Here is a 22,830-nt window from a genome sequence, read left to right on the forward strand (position 1 = left end):
CTGCTTTTTCTGTTCATGAAAAAGCAGCATTTTTTTAATTTAGGCTATTATGAAAAATAAATTATTATTGCTTTTGAGTTTTTTGATGTGCAATGGATTGGGGTTTGCGCAGCAAGATTCAATAATGTTAGATCAGATTTATCGTCATTCTTTTTTTAATGGAAAAGCTTACGATGATTTGAGGGTATTAACGAAAGAAATAGGTAACAGAATTGCGGGATCACCTAAGGCTGAGCAAGCGGTAGATTGGTCAAAAAACTTGATGGAAACATTACCTTTTGATAAGGTGTATTTGCAAGGTGTAGCTGTTCCGTATTGGGATCGTGGTGACAAGGAAATTGCTAAGATAGTAGGAATAGATGAATCGTTAAGTGTGTTGGCATTGGGTGGTTCAGTAGGAACATCAGTTGATGGACTAACAGCCGAAGTTGTAGAAGTCGAATACTTAGCGGATTTAAGCAAACTTGGCGATGCAGTGCAAGGAAAAATTGTTTTTGTTAATAAACCTTGGGACGAATCGCATGTGGATGCTTTTGTCGCGTATAGTTTGAATAGTAGTCAGCGTTCGCGAGGTCCAGTAGAAGCGGCCAAACGAGGTGCTATTGCTTATTTGTTTCGTTCACTTGGTTCTTCTATTGATGATTATCCGCACACAGGCGGTACACGTTATGCTGCGGGTATAGATAGTATTCCAGCACTAGCTATATCGGCTGTGAGTGCCAATAAACTAAGTGATGCGCTGAAGAAAAATAAGAATTTGAAAGTTTTTTTGAAGCTCAATTCACAGTGGAAACCAAAAGTAAATACACATAATGTCTTAGCCGAATGGAAAGGAACTATTTATCCCGACAAAATAATCACTATTGGCGGTCATATTGACTCTTGGGATGTAGGAGAGGGTGCGCATGATAATGGAACTGGGACAATGGGTACGCTTGATGCTATTCGCACGTTGATGGAATTGGGGTATAAACCAAAGCATACCATTCGTTTGGTGTTTTATATGAACGAAGAGAATGGTGTGCATGGTGCTATTCAATATGGTGTGGAAGCACAACGTAAGAACGAACAGCAAATTGTAGCAATCGAAAGCGATGCAGGTGGATTTTCGCCGCGGGGTTTTGACATCAAGGCTTCGCAGGATGCGGTTTCTTGGATTGTGAATACTTGGAGACCACTATTTGAACAAAAGTACTGGGTTTCTAGGTTTTTAGCAGGCAGTCCTGGTGTAGATTCAGGCGTTTGGGGATCCAAATTTCCTAATACAATTATGTTTAATCTTAGACCTGATCCACATCGTTACTTTGATGTACATCATACGGCCAAAGATGTTTTTGAAGCGGTAGATCGTCGCGAATTGCAATCAGGCGTTGGCGCGTTAGCTTCTTTGCTATATCTTGTGGATACACATTACCAAGTGATACCAAAGAATATCAAGTAAAAATAGCAACAGCTCCTTATGACAATGAGCTGTTGCTATTTTATCCTTTAAAAGAATTTAATATTATTTTATAAACCAATAAGTACCACTACTATATTTTCATTGTGATACGCCGGGTAATATGACGCAATAGTGCCAGCATTTTTATAATCTCTCAATTCTTCGTAAATCGTGTCACGTAAAATCCCTTTTCCTTTGCCGTGAATAAATTTTATTTCTGCATAGTCCCAATAGATGGCTGCATCCAAGGATTCCCTAAAATGCTCAATTGCTAGCGCTAATAGTTCATCAGCATCATAATCTTCCCAATCGTCTAAAAATGCTTCGGCATGTAAATCCACCGTCTTTGGCGGCTTGGATAATGTTCTCATTGGCTTAAAATAATAAAGGTTTATTCGGATTATTGCGAATGAAATCGATTTTACTCTCAAACATTACGGCCATTTTTCTTGCTCTCCAGATCGCTTCATTTGCTTTTTCTCCCGCGAATAAGTTATGTACCGTTTTTTCGAATAACTGGAGCCATTGATCAAAGTGAACCTTACTAATGGGTAAATGCGCATGTGGAGGAAATGGCCTCCCGTCATACGTGTATTCATCCAAAAGTATTGTCTGCCAAAATCTGTACATCTTTTCCAAATGTTGCGGCCACCTGTCTTGAATATTTTGATTGAAGATAATTCCCAACATATCGTCAGCTCTTATTTCAGCGTAGAAAGTGTCGACCATCAATTTTATATCTTCAATATTTTCTATATCGCTCATTCGAATTTATATTAATACTAACAAAATTCTTGTTTTTTTAATTGCATTCCGTCACGTTGAGGTCAATTGATTAGGATTTAATGATTTTCACAATTTCATCGAATCCTCTACGCTCTGCATGTTCAAGCGGTGTCACGCCATCATTATCAGGAATATGCAAATCAGCACCTACATCTTTTAGAGTTTGTACTATTTGTTGATACTTTAAACTTCCATCACCAAGTATAACTGCTTCCATTAATCCTGTCCAGCCTAGTCTATTGACATGATTAATGGGAAAATCTTTCGTATTTGCTAATAATCTTACAGTTTCTACATGTCCTCTCTCACAAGCAGGAATTAGCGCAGATCCATTGTATCGGTTGAATATATCGAATCTTGCACCATTTGCGATAAATAATTTGAGTAATTCGGTTTGCCCCGTTGCTCCAGCATATAAAAACGCACTATCCTTATTGTTAGCTTGCTGGTTGACATCTGCTCCGTGTTGTACTAATATTTTTGCCATTTCGAAATAGTAATGGTTGGTAGCAATCAATAGAAGAGAACGGTTTTCAGCATCTGTAATATTAACGTTAGCTCCTTGCTTTAATGCGGAGACCACAAATGTTGTGTCGTTATTCACCACAGCTTTTATAAGCTTTTGATTATCCATAATTGCTTGAGTTGAATCTTGTGTTTGCTTTGCATTACACGATAGCAACGCATAAATCATATATAGTATGAATGTAAATGATTTCATGTTTTTCAAAAGTTGAGTTTACATTCTAATTTTTTTTTCAGCGGATAGTAAGATACAAAATGAAATTTGGAAGAAGAAATATCATCAATTTGTGTCTGCTTTGATTGTGTAGTTTAATGCGGTTGAAAATTATCTTTCAATAAATCAGTAGGTTCTATATTTATTTGAAATAAATATTTGCAAGTAACCAAAATCGCTGTATATTTGCATCACAATAAACAAAAGGTGATACCTTTTCGGGGTGTAGCGTAGCCCGGTATCGCGCCACATTTGGGATGTGGAGGTCGTAGGTTCGAATCCTGCCACCCCGACAAAAGCCACTGATAATCAGTGGCTTTTTCTATTTTCGGACATATTTCGGACATTTTTCCGTCAATTTAGCTTAAACTTTACTATCAGTTCTGATGTTTAATCATTGGTAACATATGTTACAAAAGAATGAGTGATAAATCAGTAACTTCGTAAACAAATTATAAATTTATGGAAGAATTATTTTACAAAACATATGGTGGTATTTTTGAAGAAGAGCTTTTGGAAGAGATTATTCAAGTATCTAAAGCTATCGATTTCAAAGAAGGGGATGTATTGATTGATTATAATCAATACATCAAGATGATGCCACTTTTATTGTCAGGTGCAGTCAAAGTTATGCGTGAGGATTATGAAAGTGGTGAATTATTACTTTATTACTTAGAGCGAGGGGATACCTGTGCGATGTCTATGACCTGTTGTTTAGGGGAGAAGCAAAGTGAAATACGTGCTATAGGTGAAGTTCCAGGTGTTATATTAATGATTCCTGTTCAGAAGATGTCAGAATGGATCGGAAAATATAAGAGTTGGATGTCCTTCGTTTTTGAAAGTTATAATAACCGATTTAATGAATTATTAAATGCTGTAGATACAATAGCGTTTATGGATATGAATGACCGTTTGTTAAATTATCTTTTCGAAAAAAGTAAAATTGAAAATAATACAATTGTGTATAAAACCCATCAAGATATAGCGAAAGAATTGAATACTTCGCGAGTAGTAGTATCTAGATTGCTAAAAGCTCTAGAGACAGAAGGGCGTATCAAGCTCAACCGAAATAGTATTGAGATACTTGTCAAATAAATAGAAGGCTTTACAAATAACGTAAAGCCTTTTCTAATGTAACAAATGTAACTGATAGGGTAAAAATACTTCAGGATTTTTGTAGAAAATTAATTCATTATGGAAATGATATTGTCACCATGGCCTTGGTATGTAAGTGGGCCACTTATAGCAATCACGATGTTTGTATTGCTTTATTTAGGTAAGAACTTTGGGATGTCGTCCAACTTACGTACGATGTGTACAATGTGCGGAGCTGGTAAAACAGCGTCATTCTTTAAATTCGATTGGCGTAGCCAAAAGTGGAATCTCCTTATGGTAGTAGGTGCTATGATTGGTGGATTTATCGCTTCTAATTATTTGGGAGCGGGTCAATCTCCGGATTTGAATCCTAAAACTATCATACGGCTCGAAGAAATGGGCATTCACAGTGCAGGGAAAGATTATGTTCCTACAGAGTTTTTTGGAAATGAAGCTTTTAGTGACCCTAAAGTATTAGTGTTATTAATTGTAGGAGGTCTTCTTGTAGGCTTTGGTGCGCGTTATGCGGGAGGTTGTACTTCAGGTCACTCGATATCAGGGATTAGTAATTTACAATTACCTTCTTTGATAGCGACAATTGGTTTCTTCGTGGGAGGTATTATTATGATTCACCTTATTTTCCCACTTTTATTTTAATCTAAAACATGAGAAATATAGTTTTTTTATTAGTAGGTGTATTCTTTGGGATACTAATGTTTAAGTCTGAAGCAGCTTCTTGGTTCAGAATCTACGAAATGTTCAATTTTCAATCTTTTCACATGTTTGGTCTGATGGGGACTGCCTTGGCGACTGGTGTGATTTTGGTTCAAATCATTAAAAGAAAGAAAGTAAAGGATATAGATAATAATGTGATAGTCATTCCTGATAAGGACAAATCGATTACACGTTATTTAGTTGGCGGTACGATATTCGGATTAGGATGGGCTTTAGCAGGTGCATGTCCAGGACCTATTTTTGTATTAACAGGAGCTGGATATTTACCAATGTTAGTTGTATTAGCTAGTGCTTTGGTAGGTACGTGGATTTATGGTTTGTTAAAGGATAAACTTCCTCATTAAAGCAGGATATATATTATTTGAAAATTAGATAGGCGAGAAGAAATTCTCGCTTTTTTGTTGTAATAATTTCTCCTTGCTATGTAACAAATGTAACTGTAGGCTTTCTCTCACTTGCTGACCTTTGTATCAACAAATTGAAAAAGTCATGGAAATAATTGGATATATAGCATCCATCTTGATTGGAGTATTATTAGGGTTGATAGGTGGCGGAGGAAGTATTCTTACCGTACCGGTTTTGGTTTATCTATTTGCGGTATTGCCGGTGACAGCTACAGCTTATTCACTATTTATTGTAGGTGCGACTAGTGTTGTCGGGTCTATCACTTATTTCAAAAAGGGGTTAGTTAATATAAAGACAGCTATCGTATTTGGTATACCATCTATCTTTGCGGTCTTCTTGACACGTAAATATATCTTACCTGCGATTCCAGATAGTTTATTTACACTGGCTGGATTCGAAGTGACTAAAGATATTTTTCTGATGATCCTTTTTGCAGTATTGATGGTCGTGGCGGCTTATGCGATGCTGAAAGGTAAAAAGTCAGATGGTACATACGATGTACAACCACAAAAGTTTAATTACCCGATGATTTTGTTAGAAGGTTCATTTGTCGGGGTGTTAACAGGTCTTGTAGGTGCAGGTGGTGGTTTCTTAATTATCCCCGCTTTGGTCTTGTTTTCTAAGTTGCCGATGAAAGAAGCTGTGGGGACTTCTCTAGTTATTATCGCGGCAAAATCATTAATAGGATTTACAGGTGAATTGGGAAATGCATCATTGGATTGGACGTTTTTACTGACGTTAACCTCATTGTCTATTGTGGGAATATTTTTTGGTTCTTACCTAACAAGATTCATCAATAGTGATAAGTTAAAACCTGCTTTTGGTGTGTTTGTCTTGCTGATGGGTGTCTACATTCTTTTCAAAGAAATCTGGTTTTAACATCGTGTTCCTTGTGTAACAAAAGTTGCTGATAGGCACAGGTACATTATCGAAATTTGTATCAATAAGTAAATAAATAGTAAACAATTAAAATTTAAATATTATGTTTTTTCAACACATATACGACAAGACATTAGCGCAAGCAAGTTATATTATTGGATGTCAAGCAAAAGGCGAAGCTATCGTCATTGACCCAAAGCGCGATGTAGATACTTACTTAGAAATCGCGGCTCAAAATAATTTAAAAATCACTAAAGTAACAGAAACACATATTCATGCAGACTTCTTAAGTGGAGCGCGCGAGTTGGTAGCTTTAACAGGGGCTGAATTATTATTATCAGATGAAGGTGGTGCAGATTGGCAATATGAGTTTGCACACATAGGATTGAAACATGGAGATGTGATTACTTTGGGTAATTTGACATTAGAAGTGTTGCACACACCAGGTCACACACCTGAAAGTATTAGTTTCTTGTTGACAGATCATCCAGCGACAGCAGAACCTATTATGTTGTTCACGGGAGATTTTGTGTTCGTAGGGGATGTGGGCAGACCAGATTTGTTAGAAAAAGCAGCTGGTATGACAGGTACACAAGAAAAAGGTGCTAAACAATTGTTCGAGTCGATCAAACGCTTTATGAGTTTAGCAGATCACGTACAAGTATGGCCAGGTCACGGAGCAGGTTCGGCTTGTGGTAAAGCTTTAGGAGCTGTGCCAAGTACAACAGTAGGTTACGAAAAAATCAGAAATTGGGCGTTGCAATATGGTGATAACGAAGAATCTTTCACAAAAGATTTATTAGATGGTCAGCCCGAAGCGCCGAAGTATTTTGCGATGATGAAGAAGTTGAATAAAGTGGATAGACCTTTATTGACTACTGTACCTCAACATAAAAAATTATCAAAAGAAGAATTTTTGAAAGTGTATCAAGAAGGTATGTTGGTGATGGATACACGTAATAAAGTAGAATTTGCCAAAGGTTATTTGCCTAATTCATTAAATATCCAAGGCAACAATTCATTTGCTAACTGGATGGGCTGGGTGCTTAGCTACGATGTTCCATTTGTGCTTATTGCGGATGAATCAGCTATGGAAGATATCACACGCAAGTTGATGCGTATAGGATTGGATAATATATATGGTTTTATTGATTCTGTAACAGATTTGGGCATGGAGTTGCAAACAGCAAACGTGATTGATATGGATCAATTTGAGGCCGCTATTCAAGAAGATAATGTTCAAGTTGTAGATGTGCGGAATGAGAAAGAATTCGTTGCAGGACATATTGAAGGTGCTACACATGCTTTTGTAGGAACGCTAGTGTCGAACTTGGATAAGTTAGATAAATCAAAAGATATCGTGATTCACTGTCAGGCAGGTGACCGTTCAACCATAGCGTATTCAATTTTGAAGAAAAATGGTTTTGAGTCGGTGAGAAACTATGCTGGAGGCATGAAAGAATGGATGACTAATAATAAACCCTTAAAATAATATTTATGAGAAATTTAATTTTCGGAATGAGTTTGATTTTGTCGATGATAGGTTTTAACCTTCATGCGCAAGATCTTATCCTAAAGCGTCTATATGAAGATGGTCTTTCGCAAAGTGGTTACATCCTGATTGATAACCAATCAAAGGAAGCGATTGTGATTGATCCACGTAAAGATGTACAAGAGTTCATCGATACATTGAGTGCGTATGACGCTAATTTGAAATTCGTTACCGAAACACATATTCATGCCGATTATCTAAGTGGCGCGCGTGAATTAGCAAAATTGACTGCATCAACGTTAGCATTGTCTCAAGAGGGACCTGCGGAATGGCAATATAAATTTGATTATCTACCATTGAAACAAGGAGATAAGTTGGCATTTGGAGAATATTTTCTCCAAGTGCTGCATACTCCGGGGCATACGCCAGAGAGTATTAGCTTTTTGCTGTATTCGAATGCCAATAAGCTTAATCCAATAAAAGCTTTTACAGGGGATTTTCTTTTTGTAGGTGATGTGGGGAGACCTGATTTATTAGAGAAATACGAAGAGGGTGATACAAATTCTACAGCTTCTGCTGCAGCGCTTTATCACAGTATCGAAAAGTTCAGAAAGCTACCTGATGATTTGGAAATATGGCCTGGTCATGGTGCAGGTTCATTCTGTGGAAAGACGTTGAGCAATATTCCATTTTCTACATTGAAGGCTGAAAAATTGACTAATCCTGCTCTACAATATTCAGGTAAAGAAGCTGAATTTATAAAATACATATTGGCAGATCAAGTTGTTCCTCCTCCATATTTCAAGTTGATGAAAGAGTGGAATCGTGATGGGACATATTGTAAGTTGCTGGATGACCGATATGCAGTAATTGATGCTTCGGAAATAAAAAATCTGATTGGTAAGGGGGTAAAAGTAATCGACACACGCGTTCGCAAAGAAGTAGGAAAGGGATTTCATCCGAATACTATCCATGTTGAGTTGAATAAAGGATTCAATAATTGGTTTGCACAATTAGTAAATCATAAGGACCAAGTCGTATTTATAGTAGAAAAGGACAACGAGAAGGCATTAGCACATAAGTTGATGCGTGTAGGGTTTGACAATGTGTTAGGCGTGGTAAACGATATTTCGTCTGAGCACTTGAAGTCAATTAAATATATTAAAGCTGAAGACTTGACAAAAGCTGTGCAGAGAAGAGGCATACAAGCTTGGGATATCCGTACAGCTAAAGAATACGCTGAAGGACATATTGCTGGTATAGCAAATTTGCCTTTGCTTGAAATAAAAGAGAAAGCGTCAAAACTAGATAAAAATCAACCGATCCTAATTCATTGTCAAAGTGGAGCTCGTGCAGCTATTGGTTATTCACTTTTTGAAAGTTTGGGTTTTACAGACATTACTGTTTATGATGGAGGTATCAATGAATGGAAAAAGTTGGGGAATAAACTGGTTAGCGAATAGTAGTGTCATTTTAATAATAATAGTTATGTTATCAATATTTAAAGGAATATTTTCAAATGATGATACAGCTTTAAAAGAGGTATTAGTGAAAAATAATCCACAACTAATAGATGTACGCACGCCTTTAGAATTTAATGGTGGTACGGTAAAAGGCGCAAAGAACATTCCATTGAGCGAGTTAGAAAGCAAATTGGGTTCACTGGATACATCAAAGAATATTGTAGTCTTCTGTCAAAGTGGTAATAGAAGTGGCCAAGCGATGCGTATACTACAAAATAAAGGTTTTGAAAAGGTACATAATGGTGGTGGCTGGCGTGCATTGAAATCGCTTGTGGAAAGCATCTAGTTTGCTTTATGTTAAAGGGTATTTTAACAGGAATAGTTGTATTGGTTAGTTTATCTGTCGCTCATGCGCAAGGGGAATATAGTGTGTGGGGGAGAGCGACAGTTGGCTATTCTTTTGACAAGTTTAATAAACTGGATACGGAAATACAATACCGCAGGCAAAATTTAAGAGAAAGTAACGTAGGTGTTCAAAAGCCATTGTTGGAATCTTTCAGATGGTGGTATCATCGTAATTTGGGAAGTGATTTTAATGTTTCTTTATCGCCATTTGCCTATTTTTCGCATAGCCAAATTGATTTGAGTAAAGAAGATTATGTGCAAGATAGTCGCGAAATTCGATTTTCAGCTGCAGGGCAATGGCAAAAATCGATTGCCAAAAATTGGCAAATCTCTAATCGTGCAGCAGTAGAAAGTCGTTATTTTACATCCGACAATCGTTATGTATTACGTGCTCGAAATCGTATAGGGCTGAAAGCACAAATTACGGATAATTATAGTTTATCCCTTTCGGAAGAACTATTAGTAAATCCAATAGGAAAAGTTGGCAAGAATCCTATAGACCATAATCGTGTTCAACTGATGAATGAAATTAGAATTTCACCTCATCTAAAATCTGAAATCGGCTATATCTGGATTGAAAGGTACAAAGCGAAGAAAAACATATTTAATACCGAACATGTTGCGTTTGTAAATCTGTATTATCAGATTCATTAGTGTAACTTTTGTTACTGACTAGGTTTGCAGAGTTTCTTAATTTAGTACATATTTAAAAAAAATAAAGATGGAATTATTTATAAAACAATATGGCATGACCATAGTAGGTGTTCTATTAGGAGCATTAGGCGGTTTTCTATATTATAAATATGTAGGTTGCGTCAATGGTACGTGCGCTATTACAGCTAATCCCTATATCAGCACGTTATATGGTGCGATGATGGGCGGATTATTGTTTTCAAATTTTAAATAAGAAGATTATGAGTAAATCGTTTCAAGATATTATCAATCAAGATAAACCCGTATTGGTAGATTTTTTTGCGACTTGGTGCGGACCTTGTCAAATGCAAGCTCCTATATTGTCTGAAGTTAAGGATGTGCTAGGCGAGCAAGCAGATATTATTAAAATTGATGTAGATAGAAACAATGCTTTAGCAGGACAATATGCCATTTGTTCGGTACCAACCTTGGTGCTTTTCAAAAAAGGTGAAGTTGTTTGGCGTAAATCGGGTGTAGGTCAAAGAGATGAATTGACAGCGTTGATTAATCAACATGTATAAAAGTAAAAGCTTATATTAGTGGTGATGCAAGGCAAATGGAATACTATCTTACGTTTTAGCGGTCTAGTACTGCTAATGGTAATGTTGTGTTTGCCTTGTTTTGCTAAGCAAACTTTAAAACAATCTTGGGGCATTCTTGTTGCAGATGGTAAATCGGTAGCTAAGATTAGCCATACCATTTGTAATTTTTCAGAATTTACTTCCCAACAAGTAAAGCGGGAAGTTTCCTTACAAGGAATCATTCCTTCACACAGCAATCAATTTGTAGCTTCAGAAAAATTATTAGCAAGTTATCAAGTAAAAGATTACTTAGCATTACTTCACAAACCTTACCTCAACTCACTCCATATTCTTTTTCAGCAATTTAGGATTTAGTATTGAATGCGGTGCATTTTCTTGCAAGTAGTATTCAATAATAATAAATCTTAAAACACTTTATAATGAAAGAAAAAGAAGGAGTTTCTCCATTATCCATCTTAATACTTCGTGTGGCTGTTACTGGTATTTTTATCAATGCAGGTATTTCACATCTAGTAAACACGTCTAAAACTGTAGCTCGGCTACAACAATCTCCATTTGTCGAATTATTAGAAAAGTTCCTTTCGCTGGAATCACAAGTGCGTATGTCGGGCTATGCGATGATTGTATTTGGGATTACTTTTTTATTAGGTATATATACGCGTTGGTCAGCCTTAATTTTATTTTTAATTCTAGTTCCTATCACATTAATTATACAGAGCGATGCAGGATTATTGCACGGTCCATTATGGAAAAATGTCGCTATTGGCGGTGGATTATTGTTTTTTATATTGAACAATACAGAAGCTTACTCACTATTTAATTTTAAAAAATAAATAACTATGTTCAGAATTTTAACTATTATATTCATTTCTTTTCTTAGTATCTCCATCGCTATGGCAAAAAGCAAAGACACAACAATCACAATCTTACAAACAGCAGATCTGCATGCGTATCTAAATAAGCACAATGAGCTTTTTGTGGAAAAAGGTAAGGTAAAGTTTCGTGAAGCGGGAGGGCTGGCACATATCAAGACCTTGGTCGAAGGAGTTCGTAATGATAATCCAAATGGTACTCTCTTGATTGACGGAGGTGATTTCATACAAGGGAGTGGAGAAAGTGTACTTAGCCAAGGTGCAATATTTCCAACTATTGTGAATGAAATGAACTACGATTTAATGATTCCAGGAAATTGGGAAGTAATTTACGGTAAGCAAGTCATGATGGATATTATGACCAAATACAAAACTTCTGTAATTGTATCCAATATGTATCACGAAACCGACAATTCCGCCTTGTTTCCCCCTTACTGGATTACGGAAAAGCAAGGTTTGAAAATTGGTTTTATTGCGTACAATGACCCTGAAATTCCGATTCGTCAGAACCCAATGTTTAGTGAAGGTATCTTGTTTACGGAAGTAGAAGCAAATTTGAAATCACTAATTACACATTTACGTGAAGAGAAACAAGTCGATCTACTTTTTATAGTCGCACATATAGGTATATCCAAGCAACTGATGCTTGCCAATAATCCTGCGGTAGATGGGGTAGATTTTATTTTTGGAAGCGACACACACGAGCGTGTCCGTCAACCTATCAAGGGAAAATATGCAATGGTATTGGAGCCGGGTTCTTTTGGTTCTTTCGTTGGGAAATTAGATTTGAAAATTAAAAACCGGAAAATAGCAGATTTCAATTACGAGTTGCTGGAGGTTAATCCTAAAAAATATAAAGCGGATAAACACATACAACAGATTGTTGATTCGTTGACCAATCCTTATCATTCGCAAATGCAGGAAATAATTGGTTACACTTCCACCCCAATTTATCGTTATTTGGTTGTTGAGAATCCGATGGATAATTTTATCACGGATGCATTATTGTGGAAATCAGGTGCCGATATTGCTATCTCGAATGGATTCCGTTTTGGTGTTCCGATTGTTCCTGAGAAGAATGGTAAGCAAGCCATCACGCGTGAAGATTTATGGCGTATGATTCCTGTGGATGAAAAAATGAAAATTGGTAGAGTCAGTGGTCAACAGATTTGGAATTGGCTCGAAAAAGAATTGAATAATGTTTTTGCTAAGAATGCCAACGAGCGTTTTGGTGGTTGGTTCCTACGTTTTGCAGGTATGAAAATAACATTTGATAGCTCAAAAGAAATGGGATCTCGTTTGTTGACCGTAGAGATAAAAGGGAGACCAATTGATTTGAATAAAGAATATACTATGGCATCTTGTAATCGTACAGGTGAGCCCTTGCATGTATTGTGTCGGATGCCGAATGCAAAAAATGTAGAGATTAAAGATTTTACGCTGCATCAAGCTATTGTGGAATATTTAAAAATAAATAAAGTAATAAATCCTCGCGTGGAAGGTCGCGCAATAGCAGTTGATTTGGATGCAAATTACTTTTCAGAAGTACCAGAAGTAGGTTATAAATTTAGATAATATGAGAAAAAGATTAAAATTAGGTCTTGTCGCAGTGCTCTCGTCATTCGTGTTCGTCTACTGCGGTCAAGCTGAAAATAGGGCAAAGACTACGACCACAAAAGAAGAAGTGTCGGCAGCTAATGTTGAACCAACCCAATCTGTAATTTCCTTTAAGAATGAAAAGGGAGAAGTAGTGACTTTAGACGATTTGAAAGGAAAAGCTATATTTATCAATTTTTGGGCTACTTGGTGTCCTCCATGTATTGAAGAAATGCCCTCTATTCAGACATTATACAATAAATTCAAAGACAATAAGGATATTGTCTTCTTATTAGTTGACGTAGACAATAACATTAAAAGTGCTTCAAAATTCATGAATAAGCGTAAATTAGATATGCCTTTATATGTTCCAAATTCTGAAATTCCTTCGAGTTTCTTAGCGGGAGCAATTCCAACTACGGTTATCCTAGACAAAAAAGGAAATATCGATGTTCGATTAGAGGGAGGAAGAGATTATTCAACACCCGCTATTGCGGAAGCTTTGCAGTCTTTGATGGATGAATAGCAATTTTCAAATGTTTGAAATTAAGGTAATACAATTTAAACATTCGGAAATGGCGGCGATACATTATAAGTTTTAATTATAAATTAGGATAATACGATTTTCGTATTATCCTAATCTCGATTGAATATAATATTTAATCAAAATTCTCCTTCGTCTCTAAATGAATGGTATCTATCACAAGTTAGTACGATATGATCTAATAGCTGTATATCTAAGACTTTACCTGCTTCGATGATTTTATTTGTTAAAGCCCTGTCAGCAGAACTTTGTGTCATGGTTCCAGAGGGGTGGTTATGCGCAACAGCTATTCGTGTAGCGTTACACAATAGTGCAGAAGACATAATCAATCGCATATCGACCATCACAGCATCGAGGCCACCATCGGCTATTTTTCTATACGCAACAACATCAAGCTTAGTGTTGAAATATAAAGCATAAAAACTTTCTCTAATTTCGAATTCGTCCATATCCCAGATCATACGGAATGTTTTGTCTATTAATCTAGAGTTGTTGATGCATTTGAAATTTTCAGTGGACAATTTAGGGTTTCTGTGGTAGCTTAATTTTAGTTCATTAGCGATAAAGTTCTTTTTCATGTTTGTAAATTTTAAATGAATTGAAAATTGAATTAACGCTGAATGGCTTACGAGTCTAAGGCTAACTAAGCAAAAGAAAACAGGATAAAAATGACGAAGTGAAGGAGGCTCCATTCACCAAGAATGGATACCCATTTTTTGAACTGTTTTATTGGGTGTGTAGGAATTTGAGGGATGGAGCATGTCAGACAGACGAAGTAACTTGGCGATTAATTTAATTGAAGAAAAAAAGACTTTAGGCTCGATGCCTAAAGTCTTTTAAGAATTAATCGTCTTGTAACTCTCTAATCTCTCGTTGCTTTTCTTTGATACTCCATCTCAATCGTTGTTCTTCTTCTTTTTTAATCACTGTTTCTTCCACTTTTTCAGGATTTCTTCGGTATATAGAATCTAAGGTGTTGGCGACTAATGGATATTCTAAATTGAGCATTCGGTACTTAACTTCAAAAGAATTTGATTGCTCTAAATTTTTATTAAGTATCCATATTTGACCAAAGCAAAAGAGTATTCCACAAAATAAAAATGAGAAAATGCATATTACACTTAGTGATTTATAATCAAGTGTATGCTTGGTTATAACCAATGTTTTTTCAGGAATAGCAGATACTGAGTCTATTAAAGAATTACGTTTGACTTCTAATTTCTCGATAGAATCATTTATGATATTTTCGATAGCCGGAGCAATTCCTTTGTATTGGTCAATGGTTAGAAAATAAGGACCTAAAGCTTGTAGGAAACTATTTAGATTTTTCTCTCTACTAACGATTAAATCTTTTAGCACGTTCAAATTTTCAATTAAAGATTTGTTAAGGTTCGCTGTTTGCTCATTTTTCGCTGTTATGTCAGGAGATAAGTTCAATAGTTCTTTATTAATAGTGTCCATTAAGATCTCTATTTCTATTAATTTTTGCTGTATTTGTTCCATAGTTTTTAATATTTCAATTTACTTTTACGCTTTTTTTGTTGATTTTCATTTTCTTGTTCCGCTTGGATACCAGAGGCTAGATCAAAAATTAGATTGAGGACTTGATTTTGCTCTTTAGATTTAAAGGACTCTGATGCTATTGTTATAACTGAAGAAATGTTGCTCAGTGAGTTTGAAATTTCTTTAGTATCTTGAAAAGTCTGTTCAATTTTAGAGAAAGAGAATTCTCTGCTGATTTCAGAACCTTTGAATCTAAAACCATCTTTCGAAAAGGATACGCCTTGAATTTCATTTGAATTACCTTTGGTCTTAAATTCAGTATGAATACCTTTTAGGTTTAGCAACTTCTGTAAATCATTCCAATTTCCAACTTTACTTTTTCCATGAATAGCATTGTGAATAGCATATTTTAGCTCTTTCTTGGCGATATAGTACTTGGATTTACTGTCCGTAAAAGGAGAATTAATCCGTTCGTTTTTAAGTCCATATTTGATATTTAATTCATTGACAGCTTTTAAAGATTTTAACTTACTATGTGAATCGTTGATTTTTCGACCATTAAAGTCATTTTTCGAGTACAAAATATGTACATGTGGATGTGATTTATCTGAATGAGCAACAATTGCAATAGCTGTGTTTTTTATATCCATTTTAGTCAAATAGTCCATCGCAATGAATTTTTGTACGTTATCGGATAGTTTTCCATTCAACTCCTTTGAAAAGGACAGAACAATATGTCCGACAGGATATTTTACTCGGTTATTAGAGTTAGCATACATGTTTAATTGTTCGGCAATAAACTGTGATGATCCTAAACGAATACCTTCTGTATGAATAATCTTAGCTTTTTCACGATCCATCGTGTAGGCGCAAATATTACCAAAGCCCGAAGCATGATTAAGGATTATTTTAGCTACCATGATCGAGTAATTTATTGACTAGATTGTCTAAGTGATCTAGTGTGTTCAGTAATCTTTGATGAGTCAAATCGTCTACTTTACCATTCTTTGAGTTGTAATATTTACTAAGCTGATTGATATTGTTACCGATAGCTGACAAGTTTTGAAAATAGGCTTTTTCATCTGCCGTAAATCGAGGTTTGATTTCCTTAGAAATTGCAGCTTTTCTTACATAAGTTGAAATGGGTAGATTAGCTATACTAGCTAACTTTATAACTCTGTTATATTCTTTTTCATCAAGTCTCAATGAAATAAGCTTGTCTTTAATGATTCTATTTTTCATATTTTTTTTTAAAATTGTTAGTAATGAAGACCAACGGGATAGTTTATGTAAGGCATTCTTTTTTCGAGTATCGAAGAAGAATGTTTTACGTAAACACATCTTGCAAATAATAAATTAGGTGTAGATCAGGAAGTCATTCAGATCTTTACCTAAAAAGTCTGGATGATTTTTCTTGATAAGATCCATCTCATCAATAATGATTTTCTCTGAATCCGAAAACCAATTTTTGAATTTTGAATGTGCTAATCGTCCAGTACTGTCTAAATGTAAATAGCTCCTAATTGCTGAGTAATCTGATAAGAATGGAATGGTTCTATCAAGGTTAATCGTTGAGTTCAAGACACAATAATCAAGCGGTATAATTTGATCGCTAGGACAGTGAATAGTGTACCAAGAAAGTAGGTCAAAGAAACTGGTTGATATGACATTGCGTAGGTACCGCCGTCACTATGCGCAGGATGGCAGTGCTGAGGTTACAAAAGATCAGACTACGGGTGATTTGTCATTTATCTTATATTTGGGAGGTGATGCTTATTCAGCACCAGCCATTTGGAAAAAGGTGGTGGGCACCTCTGGTGCTCCACAGGGGCTATTCTTCCTGCAGCGTGATTATCTGGGTAGTATTGTATTGGTAACGGATGATACTGGTACGGTTATGGAGAAGCGGCAGTTTGATGCTTGGGGAAATATTGCAAAGTTGACCGATGGTAGTAATAATAATCTCTCCAATTTTCTTATCTTAGATCGAGGATATACGGGACATGAACATCTGCTCTCTGTGGGATTGATCCATATGAACGGTAGGTTGTATGATGCGCGATTGGGTAGATTTTTATCACCGGACAATTATGTTCAGGATCCATTCAGTACGCAAAACTTTAACCGCTACAGTTATGCTCTGAATAATCCGATGGTGTATGTAGACCCGAGTGGGGAGTTTATTTTAGGAACACTTTTTGGTGTTGTCGGTGGTTTTTTTAAAAGCATATTTAGTGGTGGATTGGAATTTTGGAATGCGGACAAGCAATACGTTAAAGATGCATGGAGTGATTTTGGTAGTTCTGTTAGTAAAGGTTTTGCTATAGATATGGGATTATGGAAAACTGATCAAAATAAAAATTTTTGGGGTAGATCTTGGGAGCTGCTTTCTCGTTTCACTTGGCAGTCTGTTCAAACGAGTCTAGGATATGTTTCGGCCAGTGGAGCAAATTTATTTGGAGCTGTTAAAAGTGTTGACTATTATGGAGGGGCTACTGTAACGGAGACCTATTCTGAAAATTGGGGAGCTTTTGCTCTGGGGAATTTCATTATTGGGAATAGAGGAATTAAAGCTAGTCCTAATAACTCTCTATTCCAACATGAATATGGTCATTACCTGCAAAGTCAATCTTCAGGTCCCTTTTATTTACAACGATATGCTATACCTAGTTTTATTGATGCTATGGGAAGTGCTGATCATGATAATCATGCTGTAGAGATGAATGCAAATATTAGGGCTTATGAGTATTTTATGAAGAATGTACCAGGATTTAATAGCAACAATTGGTTTAGTGTCCAAAATCCCATAAAGGGCTATAATTGGTCTTTGAGTTATAATGACTCAGTCAATCAATTAGCATTGAAAGAAGGCCGTATTCGTGTCAAGTGGTGGGATTATTTACTGGGGCCAACTATAATAGTTCCAGGAATTATAAATGTGTTAAACTTAAAACAATAGAATAAATGAAGAATATATTCAAACTAACGGTTTTTCTTATAGTTTTATCTATGCTTTTGATGTCGAAAGCATGTGTTAAGGAAGATGAAAATCACCATAAAAGTATAGTGGTAATAAATAATTCGGAAAAGGCTATTTATGCTTATTTTGGATTTTCATATCCTGACACTTCAGCTCTAACAACAATCCCTTCATCTTCAGCGCCTTCTATTTATAAAGTAGAACCTCATCAACGAAATAATACTGCTCTTGTAATGAGGTCTTTTTGGGAAATCGTATTTAAAGATGGGAGACGGATCCCTTCTGATACAGTCATGGTTTTTATTCTGGATGGTGAAAAGGTAGAAAAGTATAATGCAACTAAAGTACACGTTTCTACCGCTCAGGCTGATGATATGCTATTGCAACGTTATGACTTAAGTTTACAAGATCTACAAAAAATGGATTTTCATTTATCTTACCCACCAAACGACGCTATGCGGAATGTAAAGATGTACCCAGCTTATGGAAAGAAAAAATAGCTTATGTATAAAAATGATGTATCGTCTTCGAAGAAGCTGTATGAAAGTGATAATCAAATGCAGCAACAGTAGATTTTTGAATTTATAAAAGATATTGATAGACTTAAATATTTCTCCGATTAATAAATTATTTGAAAAGAATTTGTTTATCAATCTTGATCGCTCTTATGTATTTGAAACTATTGGGGCATGATGTCAAAATTATATTCGTAAGATAATTTTCTAGATACTTTAACTTCTGGGACTGCAAGTTGGGCTGTAGATATGGGATCGAAGGGGATGTATATATAGCTCACTGATATAGTTTGCTTTACACTACCTTTTTATAACCAAACCTAGAGCTTGGAATTGCAGCTTAAAATTGTCTCCACTATTTAGTTGCAATTCCAGTTGTATGATGCGCGATTGGGTAGATTTTTATCGCCGGACAATTATGTCCAGGATCCATTCGGTACGCAAAACTTTAACCGCTACAGCTATGCACTGAATAATCCGATGGTGTACGTAGATCCAGATGGGGAGTTTTTATTTGTTCCAATCTTAGTTGGTATTGGAGTTGGAATATTGGCTAATGGTATCTCTAATGTAGTACAAGACAGATCTTTTTTCAACGGTTGGGTTCAGGCAGGAATCATTGGAGGTGTTAGTGGATACTTAACAGGATTAAGCGTTGTAGGAACAACGATCTCTTCTGCTGCAACAAAGGAATTTGTGACGTCATATTCGTTTACAATGCCAGCAACGATAGGACAACAGGCTCTTGGTGCAGCAATAGGTGTAGCTAGTTCTTATCTTCCAGGAATTAATATTCCATTAGGAGATAACTTCTCAATTGGTATAAGCACTACGTTATTTTATGGGCGTTGGTGGATTGGGATTGGGCGCCAATGTAGGTGTTGGTTACAGATCTGATAATTTAGATGTAGGATTTCGGGTTGGTGGTACGGCATGGACAAAACATTTGTTTACTGGTGAAAATTTTTTTGAAGGACGGTTTGGAGGTGAAATAGCGGTAGGTGGTAATGGTTTTAAGGCAGGTCTGGGGACGAGCTATTTTAGTGGCGGTGGTATTGGGCAGAATACAGGGTTTATAGTCGCTTATGGTAATAATTGGGGATTAAGGTATGAAAATGATTTTATTTGGGGGTTGCCTACATCTGATGGAGGAGATAGATGGCGTACGACGGGAGTAGGAGTAAACTATTAAGATATGAATATAGGAATGCATTTTGCAACAGGAGATCCAGGACCAAGTGGAAGCAGAGAAAGTAGAGATGGGATACACTATACTAACGAGAGGTTAAGTTATAGACTTGGAAGTCTTACTTTGGGCTATAAATCCAATTTCGTGGGTTGGAATTCCGAAGGAATAAGACATATTGGTCAAAATCGATTTGCTCATGACTTCCTGCAAAAAGGAATGGCCAAACATTTTCGAATCATTCCTAGTGCTGCAAATCAGGGATTTTATTATGGATTCAGACGACCTAATTTATTTACAACTTGGTAAGAATAATAAATAGCTTTATAATTATTTTATGTATGCTTTCTGCGTGCAAGCATCAGGAGCTGACTATTGAGAGAGGAAATTACGAGAAAACAATTCTTCCACTTAGAATTGACGGAATTTATTTATCAACAAAAAAGTATATTGATGTTTATGAAGGCTCTAAATGGTCTAATTTCTTTTTTTTCTATAGAAATGGGGTTGTTTTTAATGGGGGAGTGGAGGTTGATAAATTATCGACCGATTTAGACTTAAAAAAGTTTTCAAATTATTATCGTAAAGAGGATCTAATATTGGACTGGGGGATATACAATATTAAAAAAGATAATATTTTGGAATTTGAAAAGTGGGAGCCATCTTCGGGAGGCGGTGCAAAAACCAATGTTTACCATGCAAAAATATTGAATGATACAATATTTGTTATTGAGCAGGTTTATAGCAATTATGATAAAAAAGTACGTTCTATTCAAGATACCTTAAGGTTTTTTCATACATATTCCAAACCTGACAGTACAAATAGATTTATTAAAGAATAGGTGTTTTTTGGACAGGAAGGTCTTTATGTCAAATAATCTCGGTAGAGGAGATAACCATAGATGGGCCGTTGATGGCGGCAAAGGTAATCTTTGGCAAAGTGCTGTCGGAGGAGCAATAGGTGGCGCTAGTACTACTTTATTCAATTTGGGTATGTTTGGTGCAGCGAGACCGTTTGATGATAGCTATATTCCGCATGGAAGTAATAGACCTGTTCATAGAGGGGGTGGGCTTGCTACATTCTTGGGAGGTACAGGAATTGCTTGGGGACGAACTGCATATGTAAATTCAATCGATGGTTCAGATGGAGAAAGAATTCATGAGAGTTACCATTACTATCAACAAAACAAAATGGACTTTGCTAATTTCTATGGTCGTACTATTTCTGAATATCTCCGTGCTTTTTCTTTAACTGGAGATTGGACCAATGTATATCGTACACAAGGAACTTTAGAATATGAAACTATGAAAGTACAAGGAAATTATCAAGGAGGTAGACCTTTTTATCCTTATTAAGTAACGAAATATGAAAAAATATTTTTATGCACTCTTAGTAATGGGAAAATAATTGATGACACAATTGAAGTAGAAATAGGAAAAAGTTTAAGTTTTGATTTTAGAGATTATTCGATATGGGATGATAACATTAAAAACAATACCAATCCGCAGATTTTCATAATTGTAGAACCAACCGCAGTTGTTTGTGATGGAACTTCTATTCGTATTGATACGTTAAAAATTAATCTAAAAAATTAATAGAACTTCAAAGTTACAACATAGAAAGAATGATGTTGAAAGGATATCTTATGGTCGGTATTCCCCCCATGTACCAATCTAAAATTAACAATTGAGAGGAGGAGAAACTCTGAAGGTTAGAGGTACTATGTCTAATATATATATTAATTCTATTGTAATAGGAAAGCTGATCGATTTGATGGCTTTAAGGTTGTTCATAATACTACAGAAATATCACGCAAAGGTTTTTCATATACTTATGGGTAGCCGATACAAGGAATTAAAGTATATGGTTCATTGAGTGAGAAGTTTTTTGTGGGAGTCAGTTAGTCAGTGATGTGAGAGGGAATTATGTAGATATTAAATATGGACAGAATTTAAATTTAGTTCAAAAAGGAAGTTGGCAAAAGATTTTTGAAGCATGTTATTTGAATGGAAAAAAATCGAATTACATTACTTTTATAACTTAACAAAAGGTCAATACGCTAACCCATTTATCAAAATGGAGAATGGGGTTCAAAAGTTTTTAGAGATTTAAAGTAGAGACGTTTTGAAAATAGGATTTATTTGGCCTAGATCTTGGTGCCAACGTACACAATAATCCTCTTGGACTGGAATACCAAGCTATGGAAACAGAAAGGCTATTTAGGGCAGGGAGTCCTTATGTGCCAATTCTAAATTAACTATATTAGATTAAAAACTTTGTTTTAATAATTTTGTTAGTTTTAACTAGTAGTTGTGACCCGTTGTATAATTTAAATATAAACGATCAAAAAAAAATTATATTAGGTGTATGCGGCCGTGTGAAAATTATCCTGTAAAGGAGTGACTGGTTCAACATTTTTATTTAACGTTACACCCTTGAGTCGATATCAATTAATCCGGTAATAGCGATAAAGTCTTTGAAAGAGTCTAACTCAAACATGGATTTTTATGAAATCAGTATTTCTCAAAATAAAAAGGATATTACTGAAAGTAAGTATATAATCATAGAAGCCAAAGAGACTTTAAGTATTAAGTTACGTTTGTAATCCACTAAAAGGAAAAGAGATTCTCATTCCGCCAGGAGATTACCTCAAATGTAATAGAACTAACGTTATTACGGATACGCTAAGAATAAAATAATTGAGTTAGACATTTATTTTCAGTATGTCGATATTTTTAAAATCAGTCATTATTCGTATTTCATAAAGAATGTTTCGGGTATAATAAGTGGGACAAAGAGGTGAATCGCATTCTCGACGAGATTATCCAAAGGAGGCCGTCTCAAAATAATTGAGGCGGCCTTTTTTAGTTTGACAGGAATTTGTCAGTGTTTATCCACTGTGTGAGCTACAAGTTCATAATATTTCAATATTTTGTTTAAAACGATGAAAAAGCGGTC

28 protein-coding genes, 1 tRNA gene and 1 pseudogene are annotated in these 22,830 nt (G+C 35.6%); 22 read left to right on the forward strand and 8 right to left on the reverse strand.

Annotation, left to right across the window (positions count from 1 at the left end; genetic code table 11):
- Nucleotides 1-49 precede the first annotated feature (49 nt).
- Nucleotides 50-1,441 carry a M20/M25/M40 family metallo-hydrolase gene (locus FLS47_RS02975; RefSeq protein ID WP_149912908.1) on the forward strand — a complete coding sequence of 464 codons (1,392 nt, stop codon included), beginning with the start codon at nt 50-52 and terminating at the stop codon, nt 1,439-1,441.
- 68 nt (nt 1,442-1,509) lie between these two features.
- On the opposite strand, the gene FLS47_RS02980 is transcribed toward FLS47_RS02975, so the two are convergent.
- From FLS47_RS02980 to FLS47_RS02990, 3 genes are all read right to left on the reverse strand, one after another.
- On the reverse strand, nt 1,510-1,812 hold the full coding sequence (locus FLS47_RS02980; protein WP_149912909.1) for a Smr/MutS family protein: 303 nt from the start codon (nt 1,810-1,812) through the stop codon (nt 1,510-1,512).
- Between the two features lie 4 nt (nt 1,813-1,816).
- Nucleotides 1,817-2,206 carry a group III truncated hemoglobin gene (locus tag FLS47_RS02985; protein WP_149912910.1) on the reverse strand — a complete coding sequence of 130 codons (390 nt, stop codon included), beginning with the start codon at nt 2,204-2,206 and terminating at the stop codon, nt 1,817-1,819.
- Nucleotides 2,207-2,276: 70 nt separating this feature from the next.
- The gene (locus tag FLS47_RS02990) at nt 2,277-2,948 is read right to left on the reverse strand and encodes an ankyrin repeat domain-containing protein (protein WP_149912911.1); all 672 of its coding nucleotides are present in this window, start codon (nt 2,946-2,948) and stop codon (nt 2,277-2,279) included.
- Nucleotides 2,949-3,185: 237 nt separating this feature from the next.
- On the opposite strand from FLS47_RS02990, the gene FLS47_RS02995 reads away from it, so the two are divergent.
- The 15 genes from FLS47_RS02995 to FLS47_RS03065 all read left to right on the forward strand — a co-directional run bounded on the left by FLS47_RS02995 (nt 3,186) and on the right by FLS47_RS03065 (nt 13,669).
- Nucleotides 3,186-3,259: transfer RNA gene (locus tag FLS47_RS02995), tRNA-Pro, on the forward strand.
- A 169-nt stretch (nt 3,260-3,428) separates the two neighbouring features.
- Nucleotides 3,429-4,061 carry a Crp/Fnr family transcriptional regulator gene (locus tag FLS47_RS03000; RefSeq protein ID WP_149912912.1) on the forward strand — a complete coding sequence of 211 codons (633 nt, stop codon included), beginning with the start codon at nt 3,429-3,431 and terminating at the stop codon, nt 4,059-4,061.
- A gap of 99 nt (nt 4,062-4,160) precedes the next feature.
- Complete coding sequence (locus FLS47_RS03005) at nt 4,161-4,718, forward strand: YeeE/YedE family protein (RefSeq protein WP_149912913.1); 558 nt, start codon at nt 4,161-4,163, stop codon at nt 4,716-4,718.
- Nucleotides 4,719-4,726: 8 nt separating this feature from the next.
- Nucleotides 4,727-5,140: a DUF6691 family protein gene (locus FLS47_RS03010; RefSeq protein ID WP_149912914.1), complete on the forward strand. Its 414-nt coding sequence runs from the start codon at nt 4,727-4,729 to the stop codon at nt 5,138-5,140.
- 145 nt (nt 5,141-5,285) lie between these two features.
- Nucleotides 5,286-6,080, forward strand: a complete 795-nt coding sequence (locus tag FLS47_RS03015; RefSeq protein ID WP_149912915.1) for a sulfite exporter TauE/SafE family protein — start codon at nt 5,286-5,288, stop codon at nt 6,078-6,080.
- A gap of 103 nt (nt 6,081-6,183) precedes the next feature.
- Nucleotides 6,184-7,572, forward strand: coding sequence for an MBL fold metallo-hydrolase (locus FLS47_RS03020; protein WP_149912916.1), 1,389 nt, complete (start codon nt 6,184-6,186; stop codon nt 7,570-7,572).
- Nucleotides 7,573-7,577: 5 nt separating this feature from the next.
- On the forward strand, nt 7,578-9,035 hold the full coding sequence (locus FLS47_RS03025; protein WP_149912917.1) for an MBL fold metallo-hydrolase: 1,458 nt from the start codon (nt 7,578-7,580) through the stop codon (nt 9,033-9,035).
- A gap of 25 nt (nt 9,036-9,060) precedes the next feature.
- Nucleotides 9,061-9,381, forward strand: a complete 321-nt coding sequence (locus FLS47_RS03030) for a rhodanese-like domain-containing protein (RefSeq protein WP_149912918.1) — start codon at nt 9,061-9,063, stop codon at nt 9,379-9,381.
- Nucleotides 9,382-9,389: 8 nt separating this feature from the next.
- Nucleotides 9,390-10,094, forward strand: a complete 705-nt coding sequence (locus FLS47_RS03035) for a DUF2490 domain-containing protein (RefSeq protein WP_149912919.1) — start codon at nt 9,390-9,392, stop codon at nt 10,092-10,094.
- Between the two features lie 67 nt (nt 10,095-10,161).
- The gene (locus tag FLS47_RS03040; RefSeq protein ID WP_149912920.1) at nt 10,162-10,347 is read left to right on the forward strand and encodes a DUF6132 family protein; all 186 of its coding nucleotides are present in this window, start codon (nt 10,162-10,164) and stop codon (nt 10,345-10,347) included.
- Between the two features lie 7 nt (nt 10,348-10,354).
- The gene (trxA, locus tag FLS47_RS03045) at nt 10,355-10,654 is read left to right on the forward strand and encodes a thioredoxin (protein ID WP_149912921.1); all 300 of its coding nucleotides are present in this window, start codon (nt 10,355-10,357) and stop codon (nt 10,652-10,654) included.
- A gap of 24 nt (nt 10,655-10,678) precedes the next feature.
- Entirely contained in the window at nt 10,679-11,029 is a 351-nt protein-coding gene (locus FLS47_RS03050) for a hypothetical protein (protein WP_149912922.1), read from the forward strand.
- A gap of 65 nt (nt 11,030-11,094) precedes the next feature.
- The gene (locus FLS47_RS03055) at nt 11,095-11,508 is read left to right on the forward strand and encodes a DoxX family protein (protein WP_149912923.1); all 414 of its coding nucleotides are present in this window, start codon (nt 11,095-11,097) and stop codon (nt 11,506-11,508) included.
- A 6-nt stretch (nt 11,509-11,514) separates the two neighbouring features.
- Nucleotides 11,515-13,122: a bifunctional metallophosphatase/5'-nucleotidase gene (locus FLS47_RS03060; protein ID WP_149912924.1), complete on the forward strand. Its 1,608-nt coding sequence runs from the start codon at nt 11,515-11,517 to the stop codon at nt 13,120-13,122.
- Nucleotide 13,123: 1 nt separating this feature from the next.
- Nucleotides 13,124-13,669 carry a TlpA family protein disulfide reductase gene (locus FLS47_RS03065; RefSeq protein WP_149912925.1) on the forward strand — a complete coding sequence of 182 codons (546 nt, stop codon included), beginning with the start codon at nt 13,124-13,126 and terminating at the stop codon, nt 13,667-13,669.
- Between the two features lie 137 nt (nt 13,670-13,806).
- Here FLS47_RS03065 and FLS47_RS03070 read toward each other — a convergent pair whose 3' ends face one another.
- The 5 genes from FLS47_RS03070 to FLS47_RS03095 form a co-directional block, all read right to left on the reverse strand.
- Complete coding sequence (locus FLS47_RS03070) at nt 13,807-14,265, reverse strand: JAB domain-containing protein (protein ID WP_223225109.1); 459 nt, start codon at nt 14,263-14,265, stop codon at nt 13,807-13,809.
- 265 nt (nt 14,266-14,530) lie between these two features.
- Nucleotides 14,531-15,190, reverse strand: a complete 660-nt coding sequence (locus FLS47_RS03080) for a hypothetical protein (RefSeq protein WP_149912926.1) — start codon at nt 15,188-15,190, stop codon at nt 14,531-14,533.
- A gap of 5 nt (nt 15,191-15,195) precedes the next feature.
- Nucleotides 15,196-16,110, reverse strand: coding sequence for a relaxase/mobilization nuclease domain-containing protein (locus tag FLS47_RS03085; protein ID WP_149912927.1), 915 nt, complete (start codon nt 16,108-16,110; stop codon nt 15,196-15,198).
- Entirely contained in the window at nt 16,100-16,432 is a 333-nt protein-coding gene (locus FLS47_RS03090) for a plasmid mobilization protein (protein ID WP_188347342.1), read from the reverse strand. Before FLS47_RS03090 ends, FLS47_RS03085 begins: the two co-directional genes overlap by 11 nt.
- Nucleotides 16,433-16,546: 114 nt before the next feature.
- Nucleotides 16,547-16,771, reverse strand: a complete 225-nt coding sequence (locus FLS47_RS03095) for a hypothetical protein (RefSeq protein WP_149912929.1) — start codon at nt 16,769-16,771, stop codon at nt 16,547-16,549.
- Between the two features lie 82 nt (nt 16,772-16,853).
- On the opposite strand from FLS47_RS03095, the gene FLS47_RS03100 reads away from it, so the two are divergent.
- From FLS47_RS03100 to FLS47_RS03130, 6 genes and pseudogenes are all read left to right on the forward strand, one after another.
- Entirely contained in the window at nt 16,854-18,149 is a 1,296-nt protein-coding gene (locus FLS47_RS03100) for an RHS repeat domain-containing protein (RefSeq protein WP_188347343.1), read from the forward strand.
- Nucleotides 18,150-18,208: 59 nt separating this feature from the next.
- Nucleotides 18,209-18,670: a hypothetical protein gene (locus tag FLS47_RS03105; RefSeq protein ID WP_149912930.1), complete on the forward strand. Its 462-nt coding sequence runs from the start codon at nt 18,209-18,211 to the stop codon at nt 18,668-18,670.
- A 378-nt stretch (nt 18,671-19,048) separates the two neighbouring features.
- Nucleotides 19,049-19,582, forward strand: a complete 534-nt coding sequence (locus FLS47_RS03110) for an RHS repeat-associated core domain-containing protein (protein WP_149912931.1) — start codon at nt 19,049-19,051, stop codon at nt 19,580-19,582.
- A pseudogene (locus FLS47_RS18380) lies at nt 19,527-20,180 on the forward strand (polymorphic toxin type 23 domain-containing protein). The gene FLS47_RS03110 and the pseudogene FLS47_RS18380 overlap by 56 nt, the downstream one beginning before the upstream one ends.
- On the forward strand, nt 20,174-20,713 hold the full coding sequence (locus FLS47_RS03125; protein ID WP_149912934.1) for a hypothetical protein: 540 nt from the start codon (nt 20,174-20,176) through the stop codon (nt 20,711-20,713). Before FLS47_RS18380 ends, FLS47_RS03125 begins: the two are co-directional and overlap by 7 nt.
- 25 nt (nt 20,714-20,738) lie before the next feature.
- A complete protein-coding gene (locus FLS47_RS03130) occupies nt 20,739-21,227 on the forward strand; it encodes a hypothetical protein (RefSeq protein WP_149912935.1) in 489 nt (162 codons plus the stop codon).
- The last annotated feature ends 1,603 nt before the right edge of the window (nt 21,228-22,830 follow it).

It is taken from the genome of Sphingobacterium cavernae, assembly GCF_008520265.1.
In the GTDB taxonomy this organism is placed as follows: domain Bacteria; phylum Bacteroidota; class Bacteroidia; order Sphingobacteriales; family Sphingobacteriaceae; genus Sphingobacterium; species Sphingobacterium cavernae.